Here is a 16,619-nt window from a genome sequence, read left to right as displayed (position 1 = left end):
CATGAGCGAAGCGAAATCAAGGCGTTACGCGTCGGATCTCATGGCGGGTCAAGTTGCCCTGGTCACGGGGTCCGGATCTGGAATGGGCCGGGCGACGGCGATCGAAATGGCCGCTTGCGGGGCCAGGCTTGCGCTGTTCGCGCGCCGCGAAGAGCCGCTGGAAGAGACCGCCGAAATGATCCGGGCGGCGGGGGGCGAGGCCTTTGTCGTGCCCGGAGACACCCGCGACGAAGACAGTATCGAAGCTGCGATGGGGCGGATCAAGGACCACTATGGGCAGTTGGATGTTTTGGTGAACAATGCCGGCGGCCAGTATATCGCGGCCGCCCGCGATATCACCAACAAGGGCTTCGAAGCCGTGATCCGCAACAACCTGATCGGATCTTGGCAGATGACCCGGGCAGCGGCGGATCACTTCATGTACGACAATGGTGGATCGGTTGTGTTTGTCACCGCCATCTCGGCGCGCACCGCGCTTACCGGCTTTACACACACCGTCGCCGCCCGCGCCGGTGTGACGGGCATGATGAAAACGCTGGCCGCCGAATGGGGCGAGTACGGCATCCGGCTGAACTGTGTCGCGCCGGGCACGATCAAGACCGATGCGCTTGGCCGCTATCCGATTCCGCCGGAACAGTGGAAAAAGCTGAACCGCTCGGTGCTAAACCGGATGGGGGCGGCCGAGGACATCGCAGGCACGATCATTTTCCTGGCCTCGAAACTTGGCGGTTTCATCACCGGAGAAGACATTTATGTAGACGGCGGTGAGACCCTGCATATGGGCCATGACGCGCGGGACATGATCAACCCCGCGATGTTCGAGAAACGCGAACGCGGAGATGGCAAGAATGAATAAACAGCCCGTCCTTCTGGAGATTTCCGACAGGATCGCCACGGTTACGCTGAACGACCCCGAGCGGCGCAACCCGGTCACCGGCAACGACATGATCGCTGCCCTTCTGGAGACCTTCGCCAAGGTGCAGGCCGACCCGGAGGTCAGCGTGATGATCCTTACCGGGGCCGACCCGGCCTTTTGTGCAGGCGGGGACATCAAGGAGATGAACGATCCCGACAGCGTGTTCCGCAAGGAGCCGCTGGCGGCGGCGCAGAGCTATGTTGATGGGGTGCAGCGGCTGCCGCTTGCGCTCTACAACATGGATATTCCGACGATCGCCGCGGTCAACGGCCCGGCGGTGGGCGCGGGTTGCGACCTGACCATGATGTGCGACATGCGCATCGCATCGGAGAAAGCAAGGTTCGGCGAGGTGTTTCTGAATCTCGGAATCATTCCGGGCGATGCGGGCAGCTGGTTCCTGTTGCGTCGTCTGGGCCACCAGAAGGCCGCCGATCTGACCTTCTCAGGGCGCATGGTCGAGGCCAAGGAAGCGCTGGAGCTTGGTATGGTGCTTGAACTTGTGCCTCATGAAAAATTGATGGAACGGGCCCGCGAACGGGCCGCTGTCATCGCCGCGAAACCGCCGCGCGCGGTGCGGGTCGCCAAGCGTCTGATGCGCAATGCCGAACGGATGGACCTGCCGGATTTCCTGAATTCCGCGGCGGCCTATCAGGCGCTCATGCATCAGACCGAAGACCACCACGAGGCGGTTGCTGCGTTCGTCGAAAAACGAAAACCCAATTTCACGGGGCGTTAAAGGAAAGATCGCATGTCAGACATCACCCAAAAGAAGATGGAGCAAATCGCGCAGATGTGGAATGCGCGCGGCAAGGGTCTGATAACGCATATGGCGCTTGAGATCGAAGAGGTCTCGACGGAAGGTGTTCGGGTTCGGATGCCGTTCAATCCGGACTTTTGCGTCGATGCGAAACAATCGCTGCTCCACGGTGGTATCCTGACGGCACTTCTGGACAGTGTCTTTGGACTGGCGAACTTTGTTGCCATCGAAGGCGTCAGTACCATGGCCACTCTTGACCTGAGAGTTGATTACCTGCGCCCGGCCCGCTCGCGCGCGGATGTCATCGTTCAAGCGTATTGTTTTCGCAAGACCCGCCACATCGCCTTCAATTCCGGCAGCGTCTGGTTCGCTGGCCATGAGGATGCTGAAATAGCCAGGGGAACCGCCTCGTTTGCATTGACGCGCGGCGAAACCAGCCTGTTTGACGCAATGACAAAAGGAAAAACCTCGTGATGGACGTGCAAACTGTCAATGCCAATGTATCCCGGGTGCCGTTCTTCCGATTTCTCAACTTTGAGGTCAGAAGTCTAGACAGTCTCCATGCTGAGGCGGAAATGACCTTTGATGACCGCCATATCGGTAACCCGATCATGGAGTACTACCATGGCGGCATAATCGCGAGTTTTATGGAGGCCACTGCCGCCATCGCGGTACAGCCCGATTTCGCCGACGTTCCGGCCAAGCCGATCAACCTGACCGTCGATTACCTCAGACCCGGTGTGAAGGGACCGCTTTTTGCGCGCGCCAATGTCACGCGCAAAGGCAAGCGGATGGCAAGCGTCAGCGTGCTCAGCTGGCAGACGGATCGGGAAAAGGCGGTTGCCGAAGGGCTGTATCACTTCCTTCTGGTCTGACCGGGGCAACCGCTTTCAGGGCTACCTTGTCCTGTGGACGGGGTCGCTTCCCGGTTACAAATGCCTTCCAATAACAGATTGATGAGCATGCTGGAGAATTCAGGCAGTGATAGATATCCTTCCACTCCTGCCTTGTTCGGGTCGAACCATTCCACCGTCCAGTTTAAGGCACCCAACATCACCTGGCGCAAGGGGACGATCTTGATATCCGACCGTATGGCACCGTCGTCCTGAGCTTCACGGAGTATCCGATCCCAGAGTTTTCCATACTCATGGCGAATACCCCTGTGCCTCTCCCTGAAATGATTGGGGAGCATTCCATAGCTTCTGATATTCGCCGAGGTGAATTCGCTTGCCTTGAAGAGGAAATCCAGGTGCGCCCAGATTGCAGTCGCTATCCTGGCGTGCTGATCGTACGGGGCATCGAATTTCCGAACGGCGGCTTCGACACCTGATAGCAAGTCCCTCAGTCCGGCGTTTAGAACTTCGTCAACGATCGCTTCCTTGGAGTTGAAATGGTAATAGACGCTGCCCGCTTTCATGTCCGCTTCTTCCGCGATCTTTCTCAGCGTGGTCGCCTTGTAGCCATTGTCCCTCAGAACGCGCGCTGCGGCCTTTAGAATTTCTGCACGGGTCTTAGCCGCCTTGCCGTCGGGATCCGGGGTTTTGGCGGGAGTGGCGGGGCACAGCTTCAAGCCTTCGGTATCCGCCTTGCGATGTGGACACATTCCGTCAAGTATCAGCTTACTCATTCGTTCCGCGAGGATGCGCACCGGATACTTGTCGACATCGTACCATTCTACGGTCCAGTTCATGGCACTCAGGATGAACTGGCGGATCACAGCAGTGGATATGTCGCTTCGAAGGTGGCCGGCGCGTTTGGCGTCATTCAGGAATTTGCCCCAGGCACCCGCATATGATGCACGCAATTCGCGATGCGGGGCGCGTGTTTCGTCCGACAACATCGGATAGTTCCGAATATTGGCTGACGTGAAGTCGCTGTCGGTCAATAGATAGGTAAGGTGTGTTTCAATCAGCAGTCCGAAAGTCTTGCGAAAATCCTCCGAACTTGTCGTTGCCGACCGAACGATTTCGCTGACCGTCTCATAAAGTTGACGGACACCAAGTTCGAGAACTTCGCTCAGAATCTGGTCCTTGGATTGAAAATGGTAATAAATGCTGCCGGCCTCAATGCCAGCTTCCTGCGCGATGTCGCGCATCGTCGTTGCGTGATAGCCTTCATTCCGAAAAAGTCGAGCGGCCGCCGAGAGGATACCCTCACGTGTTCTCTCAGACTTGCTCAAGTCTTCGCTCAGTGTCCTGGATGGGTCAGTCTCGTGTACCATTCCATTTCGATACTTGCAGGACACGAGACTGTCCATTGCATTAAATCTAACAGATGTTAGAATAATGCAAGGAACGTTCCGAATCAAGTTCTTGACAAAGGTTTATCGGAAGAGGAGGACCTCCATGCGAGGGTTGAGTGGAAAACGGGTCATTGTGACCGGCGGTGGAAGCGGCATTGGCCGCGCGGTGTGCGAACGGTTCGGCGAAGAGGGCACCGAAGTTGCCGTTTTCGATCTGAACAAGGATGGGGCGGAGGAAACTGTCCGACTGATCACCGAGGCTGGCGGGAAGGCGCAGGCCTTCAAGGTAGATATCACCGACCGTAGTCAAGTCGACACGGCGGTGGCCGAGTTCGAATCCGGCGGCCCGATTGATGTGCTGGTGAACAACGCCGGCTGGGACGTCAGCAAAATGTTTCTCGACACCGATGCCGACCTTTGGAAAAAGGTTATCGACATCAATCTTTACGGCCCGCTCAACATGCATCACGCGGTGCTTCCGGGCATGGTCAAGAGCGGCGGCGGTCGCGTGGTTAACATCGCCTCTGACGCTGGTCGTGTCGGGTCATCCGGCGAGGCGGTTTATTCAGCCTGCAAGGGCGGCATCATTTCGTTCACGAAGACCGTGGCGCGCGAGCTGGCGCGCAAAGGTATACAATTGAATGCGGTCGCCCCGGGACCGACCGACACACCTCTGTTCGCTCAATTTGCCGAGGGCGAGGCAGGTCAAAAGATCGCCGAGGGTCTCAAGCGGGCGATTCCGATGAAGCGCCTGGCGCAGCCGACAGATTACCCAGGCATCATCTGTTTTCTGTCGTCGGACGACGCGGGGTTCATTACCGGCCAGGTGATTTCGGTTTCGGGCGGCCTGTCCATGCACGGTTAAAGCGCTGGCAGCAGCGCCGGACTCAAGGCGCTGCTGCCAATCCGTGCCAAGAGTTACCTCCCCGACTGGCCGCGCCTTTTGTGCGGCCCTTTTTCATTCTAGAAAGGTTGCGAATGTTTCAGCCAGGCTCTGACATCCAGCGGACAAGCACGCTGACCGCATTTCTGACGGGCTGCGGCATTGACAGTTACGAGGAACTCGTCCGCCGTTCGAATGAAGACCCAGACTGGTTCTGGGGCCGGATCATTGACCATGCCGGGATACGGTTCGCGCGGCCCTACAGCCGGTTGCGAGATATCTCCGAAGGGCCTGAATCGATCCAGTGGGCCGTCGGGAGTACTTTGAATCTGACGGAAACCTGTCTTGACGCCCGAATTGTCGATGGCTTGGGCGACAAGGTCGCAATCGACTGGGTCGGCGAAGACGGAAGCCGCCGCCGCTGGACCTATTCCGACCTTACCGCCGAAGCCTCCCGCGTCGCCTCGGCCCTTGCCGCGCGCGGTGTAAGGCCCGGTCAGGCGGTGGGCATCTATATGCCGATGATCCCCGAAATCGAGGCCGCGCTTCTGGGTATTGCCCGGCTGGGCGCGGTTGCGGTGCCGCTGTTTTCCGGTTTTGCGCCTCATGCCATCGTATCGCGCCTGAACGACGCGGATGCCGTGGCGGTGCTGACAGCGGATGCCACACCCCGGCGAGGCAAGCCGGTCTGGATGGAGGCGAGCCTCGCCCAGGCTTTGACCGACGTGCCATCGGTTCATACCGTGATCAGCCTGCGACGGTTCGGCGGTGCGGTGGCCGATCCGGCCCGCGATCTGGACTGGACCGAAACAGTGGGCCGCGCCAGTCCGGAGTTTGCCGCCGTTCCCGTCAGTCCCGATGACACCTTTCTCATCGCCTATACATCGGGCACCACCGGGCGGCCCAAGGGTGTCGTGCATACCCACTTGGGCGTGCAGGTCAAGGCCACGGCCGATTTCCTGCTTTGCCTCGACATGAAACGGTATGACCGGCACCTCTGGATGACCGACATGGGGTGGGTCATGGGACCGCTTACCCTTTTGTCGGTGCTCTTGTCCGGTTCGACTCTGGTGCTGGCCGAGGGCGCACCATCAATGCCCGGCGATCCCTTCAGGCTGCTGCGTCTTGCGTCCGAGATGGAGGTCACGCATCTCGGCGTGGCCCCGACCCTGGTACGGCAGTTCATGACGCAGGATACTGAATCTTTGTCGGGCTATGACTTGTCGTCCCTGCGCATCGTCGCCTCGACCGGCGAGCCCTGGACCGAGGATGCCTGGCTCTGGCAGCTCGATCATATCTGTCGCCGCCGAGCCGTGCCGCTGAACATCTCGGGCGGGACCGAGCTTTTTGGCGCGATCCTGACCTCGACCGTGCTGCACGAGCTCAAGCCCGGCGGATTTTCGGCCCAGGCCCTGGGTGTCGGGGCCAAGGTTCTGCGCCAGGACGGCAGCGAAGCCGCACCGGGCGAGGTCGGCGAACTGGTCGTGACCCAGCCGCCTCTGGGTCTGACCCCGGCCATCTGGGGGGACCGCGATCGCTACCTTGAAACCTACTGGTCCACCTTCCCCGGCCTCTGGCGGCACGGCGACTGGGTGCGCTGCGATCCGGACGGGACATGGTATATCCTGGGCCGGTCGGACGACACGCTGAACATCGCCGGCAAACGCATTGGCCCGCCCGAGATCGAGGCGGCCCTGACCGAAACCGGAGAGGTGGTGGACGCCGCTGCCATCGCGGCACCTGATGACATCAAGGGCGTGGCCGTCGTCTGCGTCTGCGTGGCGGCGCCAAATGTGTCGCCGGACGTGGAGCTCGTGAACCGGCTCAAGGATCGGGTCGGAGAGATCGTCTCGAAACCCTTCCGCCCGCGCGAGATTCACTTTGTCGAGGCGCTGCCCAAGACCCGCAGCATGAAAACCATGCGCCGTGTCGTGCGTGCCGCCTTTCTCGGTGAAGATCCGGGCGATCTGTCGTCGATCAGCAACCCGGAAACCATTCAGCCCATCGCAGACCTGCAAAAGGAAAAGTCATGATCACTGTTTTCGGAGCCACGGGCACGACTGGTGCGCCCCTCGTCGACACGCTTCTGGCAAAAGGCGCGACCGTGCGCGCTGTCACCAGCGACCTCTCAAAGTTAGACGCGCTAAAGGCCAAAGGATGCGAGGCGGTCGTCGCGGATTTCACGGACCCTGCCGCGCTGGCGCGGGCCTGTGACGGGGCAGAAAAGATATACCTGGTCACGCCTGCCCATCTGAACATGCGCCAGTGGAAGGCGAACGTGATCGAGGCGGCCAAGTCCGCGGGCGTGCGCCATATCGTTTTGGCCACGGGGCTTGGCGCGTCGCCCAAGGCGGGGCTGACCTTTGGCAAATGGCATTCGGAAACCCAGGAACTGCTGAAGCAAAGCGGCCTTGACTGGACCTTTGTCCAGCCGACCTATTTCATGCAGAACCTGCTGTGGCAGGCCGGCAACATTGCAAAGGACGCCGTGTACTATGACGATCTGGGCGGCCCCGTGGCCTGGATCGACGCACGCGACATCGCCGATGTCGCCGCCGAGGCGCTTACCGCTCCGGGGTACGAAAGCAAGGCTCTTGGCCTGACCGGGCCCGAAGCTCTCACCGGAGAAGATATCGCGGCGCTTCTGTCCGAGGTGACCGGGCGCACTGTCACCTGCGCGCCCCTGTCGGTCGAAAATGCCAAGGCGGGCATGGTGGCTGGCGGAATGCAGGACGAGGTCGCCGGAGCCATGGTCGAATTGGCTTCCATCGCGCCCAAGGGCTACCTTGCCGGCATCGAGACCACGGTCAGCGATGTGATGGGACGCCCGGCGCGCCGATTTGCCGATTTCGTCGCCGAGAACCGGGATGCTTTCGTCAAGTAATCTGATGGCGGCGCCCGAGGAAGCGGCCAAACAGATCGACCATCTGTTCGTGTTCCTCGATACCGATGTGCTGAGCGGTGGTGGACGCGGGCGGTTCGCAACCGACCTCTTTACCCTTTCGGTAACGCGCGACGACAGCGGCGGGGCGCGTGTATCGCTGGCGCCACCGCGCTCGGGTTTCACTCCCCGCCCAAGGCCATTCCATGGTGTCGTGGCCGGGCTGAGGCTGTCGTCACGACCCAAGCACTTACCCGAATCCGAAGTGCTGGACATGTTGGCCTCAGAACGGGCCCGTGTTCAGACCGGGGACGGTGACCTGCCTGCGCTCATCGCGGTGCTTGACGGCCTTGCGAGAGACCTGCGCTTTGCCGCACCACCCGGAGCTTACAGCGACCGGACCAAACGTCGAAAGGTGCGGGCGGAAACCGGCGTGTCGCGGCGGCGGCTAGCGACCTTGCGACGCTTTCGCCGGGCTCTCGGGCAGTTTGCGTCAAGACCCTGCCGCTGAGCGATCTGGCGCTGGACGCCGGATATTACGATCAATCTCACTTGTCCGCCGCTTGCCGGTTCTTCGCCGGCAAACCGCCCGGAGCGTTGCGCGCTCTGTCTATTCCGCGTCGTTTTGACCTTTCGCTGCAAGATACGCGCCTCAAAGACCGCCCAAGATTGGTCATTTACGAATGAAATCGAAGAGGAAGACCCGCCATGACGCAATTCAAACCTAATAACGCCGACTATAACGCACGCGTGCGCAACAGTTTCGATCGCCAGAAGGTGATGAACACGTTGGGGATCAGCATTGCCGAGTTGTCACCCGGCCGCATCGTTCTGGAAATGGCACATGAGGATGCCTTGACCCAGCAGCATGGGTTTTTGCATGCCGGAATCGTGTCGACAGCGCTGGACAGCGCCTGCGGATACGCGGCCTTTTCGTTGCTGCCAGCGGACGCGGCGGTGTTGACGGCCGAATTCAAGATCAACCTGCTCAACCCGGCGGTCGGCGAACGGTTTCGTTTCGTCGCTGACGTGGTGAAACCAGGCAGGACGCTGACCATTTGTGAGGCGCGTGCCTATGCCGTGAAGGGGCAGGATGAAAAGCTCGTCGCAACGATGACAGGAACGCTTATATCGCTAGTGGGGCGAACGGGCGTGGCGGGGTGACGATCGGGTCGGAGCGAAAACTAATCTGCGAGCCGGGCTTCGAGGATATGCCGCTGGACCTTGCCACTGGTCGATCTAGGAAAATCCTCGAACGCGATGAAAAAAAACTCGCGCGGCCGTTTATAGCCTGCGAGGTTTTCGCGGCACAAATTCATCAGCGCCTCGGCATCCGGCCCTTCATCGCCACAGGCGACAAAGGCCACCGGGCTTTCGCCCCATTTCGCGTCGAAGGCCCGGACCACGGCAGCATCGGCCACATCGGGATGGGAAAGAAGCACACGTTCGATTTCCGCCGGATAGACGTTTTCCCCTCCGGTCTTGATCAGATATTTCGCCCGATCCACAAAGTCGACGGTGCCGTCCGCATTGCGCCGGAACAGATCGCCCATGTGGAAAAAGCCGTTGCGAAAGTCACGGGCGTTGGTGTCGTCGGCGTTCCAGTACCCGGAAAACAGCGTCGGACCCCGAAGCGCCATTTCGCCCGGCGTTCCCTCGGGGGCTTCGCGGTCGTCGGGATCGACCAGCCGCACCTCGCAAAAGGCACTGATGCGTTTGGACAGCCGGTCCGGGGTCACACCCGGCGCGATCCGATCGGCGGTTCCCGGCGGCAGGCCGGTTTCGGTCGCCCCGAAGGAATTCAGGTAAGGCGTGTCCAGAAGACCGGTCAGTTCCGCGATCTGATGCGGCGGCACCAGATCGGCCATAGCCCCACAAACCTTGATGCCCTTTACCGGCAAGGGGTTGGCGCGTCGTTCGGCAATAAAAGCTTCCAGCGCCCCGGGCATCATCACGAACCAGCCGATCCTGTGGCGTGACAGCGCCTCGTTGATGACGGCAGGCCTCAACCCGTCCACCATCACCACGGTCCCGCCCCGCAGGATCGTCGCCAGCGCATGATCGGTGGAGGCCATGTGGAACATCGGCGCCCAGGCGATGAACCCGTCGCCGGGATCCAGCGCCAGCTGCGCCGCAAATACCATGGATCGTGCGATATGCGCGCGGTGGCTGATAAGCGCCCCCTTGGGCAGGCCCGTGGTCCCCGAGGTATACAGGATCGTCAGACCGGCCTCGGGGTCGTCAACCATGGTTCCGGTGCGCGGGTCCGGCACGGCCCCTGCAATAGCCGTTTCCAGATCCGGCCCGATGGTCAGACAGGGCGTTGCCGCGACGGCCCGGTAAGCTTCTGAAAGATCCGGTTCGACGACCGCGAGAACCGGCGCGACCAGATCTATGCAATGCCGCAGTTCATCGGGGGCAAGCCGCCAGTTCAGGCAAGCGACAATCGCGCCGATTCCCGCCGCTGCAAGTTCGACCTCCAGGTATTCTGAGCGGTTATGCGACAGGATCGCGATCCTGTCTCCGGGCGCCACGCCTCGTGCCAGAAAGACAGCCGCCAGACGATCGACCCGCTCCAGCAGTTCTGCATAGGTCAGTTTCCTGCTGCCGTCCTCGATGGCGAGGGCGCGGGCGCAGTCATGTGCGCGGGTTCTAAAGATCGAATACAGATCAGCGCGCCCCGCGCGGATGACGTCGGTCAGCATAGTTTCCCCCTTGCCCGAGCCTCGGTTCAGAGATCCTGCGCCAGGCGCACGCCCTCATCAATGGCGCGCAGCGCATCCAGTTCGGCGGCCTCCTTTGCCCCGCCGATCATCGTAACCGGGACGCTGCGCGCGGCAAGCTCTTGGGCCAGGGCCCGTTCCGGTTCCTGACCGGTGCACAGCACGATCGTATCGGCTGCGATGACCTTTGGCATTCCGTCCGCGACGATATGCAGCCCCGCATCGTCGATATGTTCATAGGTCACGCCGCCCATTCCCTCGACCCCATGTTTGCGCAGCGCGTTGCGCAGGATCCACCCTGTCGATACACCAAGCCCCGCGCCCGGTTTAGCGGTCTTGCGCTGCAGCATGACGACCTTGCGGCGCGACGGCTTCGGTGCCAGAGGGTCGCCCGCCAGGGCACCCGAGGAGACAAATTCGGGGTCCACACCCCAGGTTTCGCAAAAGACGTCGGAATTGGCGGTCTCGGCGGGTTTGGTCACTAGGAACTCGGCCACATCATGACCGATGCCCCCCGCCCCCATCACCACGACACGGTCGCCCGCCTCGCGGTCACCGGACAGAATTTCGGCGTAGGTCGCGACGCTGGGATGGTCGATACCCGGCAGGTCGGGAATGCGCGGCGTGACCCCGGTGGCGATGACCACATGGTCAAATCCCTCAAGATCGCTCGCCTCTGCCTGCTGTCCCAGACGCTGAGTGACCCCGTGTTTCTGCATCTGACCGGCATAATACCGCAGGGTTTCGTCGAATTCGTCCTTGCCTGGTGCGGCGCGGGCCAGATTCAGCTGACCGCCCAATTTGTCCTGCGTTTCGAACAGGGTGACATCGTGGCCCAGCCGCGCCGCCTCGGCCGCCGTGGCCAGGCCCGCTGCGCCACCGCCGACGACAGCGACCTTCTTTGGGGCGTCGGTTGGCGTATCCCGGAATTCCGTTTCACGCCCGGCCCTTGGATTGACCAGACATCCGACCGGCCGGTCCGAAAAGATGAAATCCAGGCAGGCCTGGTTGCAGGCAATGCAGGTGTTGATCTCGTTTGCGCGGCCCTCGCGCGCCTTTTTCACGAAATGCGGATCAGCAAGAAACGGTCGCGCCATCGAGATCATGTCCGCATCGCCAGAGGCAAGTATGTCTTCGGCAAGCTGGGGTGTGTTGATCCGGTTCGAGGCAACTACCGGGATCGATACCGCCGCTTTGACGTTGGCTGCCGCCTTGCGCCAGGCACCGCGCGGCACCGGATAGGCGATCGTCGGCACGCGGGCCTCGTGCCAGCCGATGCCGGTGTTCAGGATATCCGCACCTGCAGCCTCGATCTTGCGGGCCAGTGCGGCAATTTCATCGGCGGGCGCGCCGCCCTCGACCAGATCGGCCGCCGAAATCCGGTAGATGACCAGAAACTCGGGGCCGCAACGTTCGCGCACCGCGCGCACGATCTCGACCGGGAATCGGTGGCGGTTCGCGGCGCTGCCGCCCCAGTCGTCTTGGCGCTTGTTGGTGTGGGTGACGGTGAATTCGTTGATCAGGTATCCCTCGGACCCCATGATCTCGACGCCATCAAAGCCTGCGGCCTGCGCATTGGCGGCCGCCACGGCAAAATCCTCGATGGTACGGAGAATGTCGGCTTCGGTCATTTCACGCGGGATGAAACGGTTGATCGGTGCCTGGATCGGCGACGGGGCCACACACCCTTCGATTTTTGCATAGCGCCCGGCGTGAAGGAGTTGCGCGCAGATCAGGCTGCCTTCGGTCTGCACCGCCTCGCAGATTGGGCGCAGGTCAAGCGCTTCTTCCGGGACATCGATTCGCGGACCTTCCGGATCGAATATGCCCTCTGCATTGGGCGAAAACCCGCCGGTGACCAGAATCGCCGCCTCCCCCCGCGCCCGCTCAGAGTAAAAAGCGACCTGTTTGGCTATGCCGTCAGGCTCGGTTTCCAACCGCGTGTGCATCGACCCCATGATGACACGATTTCGCAATGTATGCTGGCCTGCGCGGATGGGCGAGAGCATGGTTTCAAAGCTTCCATCTGGTCTATTTTTCACTTTGGTTCTCCTCCTCAAAACTGCACTTGATCTACATTCTAACATTTGTTAGATTTTTTTGGAAAGAAGATTTTCGCTCATGGGGAGGAGCACCGATGCAATTCCAGCCTACAGACGATCAAAAGGCGTTTCGCGAGACCGCAAAGCGCTTCGCAACTGAAAGGCTTGCGCCCACATATCAAGAACGCGCCAGCGGCCATACATTCGACCGTGCGCTGATCAAGGAGATGGGCGCACTGGGGCTGATCGGGGCCGATCTGCCCGAGGAATTCGGGGGACTCGGCGAAAGCTCTGTCACGTCAGGGCTGATCGTCGAAGAGATCGCCTATGCCGATTTCAACGCAAGTTACGTGCAGCTTCTGGGCTCTCTCATGGGCGGAATGGTTGCCAAACATGCCTCCAAGGACATCGCGTCGGAATGGGTGCCCAAGGTTGTTTCGGGTGATGCGGTCATTGGCCTGGGCCTGACAGAGCCGCGCGGCGGTTCGGATGCGGCGAACCTGATTCTGAGAGCCGAGAAATCCGGCAACGGCTGGCGGCTGAACGGTGAAAAGACATCCATGAGTTTTGCCAGTCAGGCGGATGCGGCGGTCGTCTTTGCCCGTACCGGCGATCCTGACGGCGGCTCACGCGGGGTCAGCGCCTTTTTCGTCGATCTGAACCAGGAAGGCATCAAGCGCACCCATTTTGACGACATCGGCACCAAGCCTGTCGGGCGCGGGTCGGTTTTCTTTGACGATGTTTTCGTGCCGGCCGAAAATATGATGGCGGAACAGGACCGTGCCTTTGGCACGATCATGGCGGGCTTCGACTATTCCCGCGCACTGATCGGGCTGGAGTGCCTGGGGGCCGCGCAAGCGTCGGTGGATGAAACCTGGGCCTACGTTCAGGAGCGCGAGGCATTCGGAGCCCCGATCGTGCAGTATCAGGGTGTCAGCTTTCCCTTGGCCGAGGCCGAGACCGAACTGACCATGATGCGCCAGCTTTGCTATTACACGCTGGACCTGCGCGACCGTGGCCTGCCCCACACCTCTCAGGCTGCCATGTGCAAATGGTACCTGCCCAAAACCGCCTGCGAGATCCTGCACCAGTGCCTGATCCTGCACGGACATTACGGCTACACCACCGACCTGCCCCACCACCAGCGCTACAACGATGTGCTCGGCTTGCAGATCGGTGACGGCACCGCGCAGATCCAGAAGCTGGTGATCGCCCGCGAGAAGGTCGGTCGCATGGCGCTGCAGTATGACAAGAAGGCGAAGGGAGCCGCCAAATGAGCGGCCCCATCCTCGTCACTTCCGAGGGCAACACCGGCATCATCGAACTTGCCCGCCCCGAGAAATTCAATTGCCTGTCACTTGACGTGCATGAGCGCATTTCTGCTGCGCGGTCGGAATTCGAGGCGAACCCGGATATTCGGGCGATCCTGATCCGGGCGCAAGGCAAGAACTTTTGCACCGGCGCCGATCTGGTGGAAGTGAAAGGTAAATTGAACGATCCCGCCGCGCTGGACCATTTCATCGCCTTTGGCATGAAAAACCTGCGTGCGCTCGAAACCTCCTCCCTCCCTGTCGTAGTCGCAGTGCAGGGGTTGTGTCTGGCCGGCGGGATCGAACTGATGCTGGCCTGCGACGTGTGCTTTGCGGCCGAAAGCGCCCAGTTTGGCGATCAGCATGCGCAATTCGGGCTGATTCCCGGTTGGGGTGGCTCGCAGCGGCTGACGCGGTTGATGGGGCAGCGCCGGGCGCTCGACCTGATGTTCTCGGCCCGCTGGCTCAAGTCGGACGAGGCCAAAGAGGCCGGCCTGGTCAACTACATCGTGCCGGATGCGGACCTGCACAAGTCCGCGCTGGAATACTGCGAGAAAATCGCCGCCCGTTCGCGTCCCGGTATCGCCGAGATGAAGCGGTTGGCGCGTGAAGGCGCGGACCTTGGTGTCGACCAGCAGATGCGGTTGGAGCGTGACGCCGCGGTGCGCGCACTGCCCAGCGATGACGTGGCCGAGGGCCTCGACGCATTCGAGAACCGGCGCGCCCCCAGATTCAAGGCCTGAGGACAGCACATGGACTTTACTTTGAACGACGAACAACGCCAGATTTACGAGTATGGCGGCCAACTGGCGCAGAAGTTCGACAACGATTACTGGCTGAGACACGCGCGCAGGCACGAGTTTCCGCACGAAATGTTCCGCCAGATCGCCGATGACGGCTTCCTCGGCATTATGGTGCCCGAGGAATATGGTGGCGCGGGCCTTGGCATGACCGAAATGGCCCTGTTCATGGAGGGCACCGCCAATCACGGCATTCCGCTTTTGATGATGGTGGTCGGGCCGACCATGTCGCTGGCCCATATCGCCAGCCACGGGAGCGAGTTCCACAAGAAAGAACTGCTGCCGGCCGCCTGCCGCGGTGATATCCAGTTCTGTTTCGCGATCACCGAACCGGGGGCCGGGTCGAACACGATGAAGGCCACCACGCTGGCCAAGCGTCGGGGCAATCGGTTCAGCCTGTCCGGGGAGAAGACCTTTATCACCGGTGCCGAGGTCTCGGACTATTGCCTGGTTGTGGCGCGGACCCAGCCGCATACCGAGGTTAGCCGCAAGACTGACGGCTTTACCCTATTTGCCGTCGACCTGAAGAAAAAGGGCGTCGACAAGCAGCGGGTGAAGATCTCGATCCCCCTGCCCGAGGAACAGTGGACCCTGTTCTTTGACGAGGTCGATCTGGGCCCCGAGGATGTGGTCGGCGAGGTGGACGAAGGGTTCTCGATCCTGTTCGACAGCCTCAACCCCGAGCGTATCATCCTGGCCGCCCTTTGCTGCGGCATCGGCCGGTTCGCCCTGAACAAGGGCGTGGCCTATGCCTCCGAGCGCAATGTTTTTGGCCAACCCATCGGTGCGCACCAGGGCGTGCAGCACCCGATGGCCAAGGCGCACTCAGCGGTCGAGATGGCCAGCCTGATGACCCGTCGCGCGGCATGGGAGTTTGACAACAAACTGCCGGCAGGAGCGTCGTCAAACATGGCAAAATACGCCGCCGCCGAAGCCGGGATCGAAGCGGTCGACGCGGCGCTTCAGGCGCATGGCGGGTCGGGCTTTACCGAGGATACGGGGCTCTACGAGATGTATCCGCTGGTGCGCCTGCTGCGCACGGCACCGGTGAACCGCGAACTCTGCCTCAGCTTTATCGGCGAAAAGGTCATGGGCCTGCCGCGATCCTATTGATCGCGCGGCCCGGAAGGGAGGACGACATGCAATTTGGAATGCGCTTCCGGCGTCAGGACGCCGCCGGCAAGGCGAATGATCGCTTCTGGCACGAGATCGAAGGCACGCCACTCGACGAGGTGCGCCGCATACAGGAAGAGCGGCTGCGCGATCAGATGGCCTACCTCAAGGCGAACTCGACCTTCTATCAGGAAAAGTTCGCCGAGGCCGGTGTGGATTTCGACGACATCCGCACCATCGAAGATTTGCAGAAGCTGCCCTTCACCTACAAGACCGAGATCCGCGAAAGCCTGGCCGCCGAACCGCCGTTCGGCAAGCACCGCGCGGCACCAATGTCGGACATCATCCAGATGCAGGCCTCGTCGGGCACCACCGGCAGCCCCTCGTATGTGGCTCTGACCGAATCCGACGCCGAGATGTGGCACGAGATGACGGCGCGCTGCTTCTTCGCCAACGGGGTGCGACCGGGCGATATGGTGTTGCACGCGTTTTCGCTGGCCAAGGGCTTTGTCGGCGGCATCCCGGTGATGCAGGGATTGCAGTACATGGGCACGATCGATGTGCCGGTGGGGGCGGATGGCGGTGCAGAACGTCTGCTGCGCGCCTGCGCAGACACGCGGCCGCGTTGCATCGTCGGTGCACCGAATTTCGTTCTGCACCTGGCAGAAAAAGCCCCAGAGGTTCTGGGGTGCAAGGCTAGTGAGCTGGGCGTCGAACAGGTGATCGTCGGCGGAGAGCCCGGCGGCGGCATTCCGGCCATCCGCGCCAAGATCGAAGACGCCTGGGGTGCAAAATGCACCGAAATGCTGGGCGGCACCGATCTTGGTGTCACCTACTGGGCCGAGTGCGACGCCCAGTCGGGAATGCACATGGTGAACATGGACTATGTCATCACCGAACTGCTGGACCCGGAAAGCGGCCAGATCATCCCTTGGGAAAAAGGCGCCGAGGG

16 protein-coding genes are annotated in these 16,619 nt (G+C 61.3%); 13 read left to right on the top strand and 3 right to left on the bottom strand.

Translation table 11 applies throughout. The features are described 5' to 3' along the window. Position 1 precedes the first annotated feature (1 nt). From A3728_RS19335 to A3728_RS19320, 4 genes are read left to right on the top strand one after another with little or no spacing between them, the layout of a single operon-like run. On the top strand, positions 2–856 hold the full coding sequence (locus tag A3728_RS19335) for an SDR family NAD(P)-dependent oxidoreductase (RefSeq protein ID WP_057796873.1): 855 nt from the start codon (positions 2–4) through the stop codon (positions 854–856). Beyond that, positions 849–1,652, top strand: coding sequence for an enoyl-CoA hydratase-related protein (locus tag A3728_RS19330; RefSeq protein ID WP_067927599.1), 804 nt, complete (start codon positions 849–851; stop codon positions 1,650–1,652). Before A3728_RS19335 ends, A3728_RS19330 begins: the two co-directional genes overlap by 8 nt. Before the next feature lie 12 nt (positions 1,653–1,664). Then, positions 1,665–2,147 carry a PaaI family thioesterase gene (locus tag A3728_RS19325; protein ID WP_067927597.1) on the top strand — a complete coding sequence of 161 codons (483 nt, stop codon included), beginning with the start codon at positions 1,665–1,667 and terminating at the stop codon, positions 2,145–2,147. Further along, positions 2,147–2,548: a PaaI family thioesterase gene (locus A3728_RS19320; RefSeq protein WP_028093915.1), complete on the top strand. Its 402-nt coding sequence runs from the start codon at positions 2,147–2,149 to the stop codon at positions 2,546–2,548. Before A3728_RS19325 ends, A3728_RS19320 begins: the two co-directional genes overlap by 1 nt. Here A3728_RS19320 and A3728_RS19315 read toward each other — a convergent pair. After that, a complete protein-coding gene (locus A3728_RS19315) occupies positions 2,530–3,852 on the bottom strand; it encodes a TetR/AcrR family transcriptional regulator (protein ID WP_236630567.1) in 1,323 nt (440 codons plus the stop codon). The two genes, A3728_RS19320 and A3728_RS19315, sit on opposite strands and share 19 nt — an antisense overlap. A gap of 166 nt (positions 3,853–4,018) precedes the next feature. Between A3728_RS19315 and A3728_RS19310 the strand changes: the two genes are divergently transcribed. The 5 genes from A3728_RS19310 to A3728_RS19290 all read left to right on the top strand — a co-directional run bounded on the left by A3728_RS19310 (position 4,019) and on the right by A3728_RS19290 (position 8,843). Further along, the gene (locus A3728_RS19310; RefSeq protein ID WP_067927592.1) at positions 4,019–4,780 is read left to right on the top strand and encodes a glucose 1-dehydrogenase; all 762 of its coding nucleotides are present in this window, start codon (positions 4,019–4,021) and stop codon (positions 4,778–4,780) included. A gap of 113 nt (positions 4,781–4,893) precedes the next feature. Next, complete coding sequence (locus tag A3728_RS19305; protein ID WP_067927591.1) at positions 4,894–6,831, top strand: AMP-binding protein; 1,938 nt, start codon at positions 4,894–4,896, stop codon at positions 6,829–6,831. Continuing rightward, positions 6,828–7,682, top strand: coding sequence for an SDR family oxidoreductase (locus A3728_RS19300; protein WP_067927589.1), 855 nt, complete (start codon positions 6,828–6,830; stop codon positions 7,680–7,682). Before A3728_RS19305 ends, A3728_RS19300 begins: the two co-directional genes overlap by 4 nt. 4 nt (positions 7,683–7,686) lie before the next feature. Next, a complete protein-coding gene (locus A3728_RS19295; protein WP_067927588.1) occupies positions 7,687–8,190 on the top strand; it encodes a hypothetical protein in 504 nt (167 codons plus the stop codon). 197 nt (positions 8,191–8,387) lie between these two features. Beyond that, complete coding sequence (locus A3728_RS19290) at positions 8,388–8,843, top strand: PaaI family thioesterase (RefSeq protein WP_067927585.1); 456 nt, start codon at positions 8,388–8,390, stop codon at positions 8,841–8,843. Positions 8,844–8,863: 20 nt separating this feature from the next. Here the strand turns inward: A3728_RS19290 and A3728_RS19285 are convergent, their stop codons facing one another. Together A3728_RS19285 and A3728_RS19280 are read right to left on the bottom strand one after the other, a co-directional pair. Further along, complete coding sequence (locus tag A3728_RS19285; protein ID WP_067927584.1) at positions 8,864–10,384, bottom strand: class I adenylate-forming enzyme family protein; 1,521 nt, start codon at positions 10,382–10,384, stop codon at positions 8,864–8,866. Between the two features lie 26 nt (positions 10,385–10,410). Continuing rightward, a complete protein-coding gene (locus A3728_RS19280) occupies positions 10,411–12,411 on the bottom strand; it encodes an NADPH-dependent 2,4-dienoyl-CoA reductase (RefSeq protein WP_067927583.1) in 2,001 nt (666 codons plus the stop codon). Between the two features lie 128 nt (positions 12,412–12,539). Between A3728_RS19280 and A3728_RS19275 the strand changes: the two genes are divergently transcribed. From A3728_RS19275 to A3728_RS19260, 4 genes are all read left to right on the top strand, one after another. Continuing rightward, a complete protein-coding gene (locus tag A3728_RS19275) occupies positions 12,540–13,721 on the top strand; it encodes an acyl-CoA dehydrogenase family protein (RefSeq protein WP_067927580.1) in 1,182 nt (393 codons plus the stop codon). Continuing rightward, positions 13,718–14,497 carry an enoyl-CoA hydratase/isomerase family protein gene (locus tag A3728_RS19270; RefSeq protein WP_067927577.1) on the top strand — a complete coding sequence of 260 codons (780 nt, stop codon included), beginning with the start codon at positions 13,718–13,720 and terminating at the stop codon, positions 14,495–14,497. Before A3728_RS19275 ends, A3728_RS19270 begins: the two co-directional genes overlap by 4 nt. A 9-nt stretch (positions 14,498–14,506) precedes the next feature. Beyond that, positions 14,507–15,667 carry an acyl-CoA dehydrogenase family protein gene (locus tag A3728_RS19265; protein WP_067927575.1) on the top strand — a complete coding sequence of 387 codons (1,161 nt, stop codon included), beginning with the start codon at positions 14,507–14,509 and terminating at the stop codon, positions 15,665–15,667. Between the two features lie 26 nt (positions 15,668–15,693). Further along, positions 15,694–16,619 (top strand): phenylacetate--CoA ligase family protein (locus A3728_RS19260; protein ID WP_067927573.1); only part of this gene is annotated, 926 nt, incomplete at its 3' end.

Origin of the sequence: Sulfitobacter sp. HI0040 (genome assembly GCF_001634885.1) — a bacterium.
GTDB lineage: Bacteria > Pseudomonadota > Alphaproteobacteria > Rhodobacterales > Rhodobacteraceae > Sulfitobacter.
Note: the sequence above shows the minus strand (reverse complement) of the source record. Positions and strands in the feature narration are given on the sequence as shown.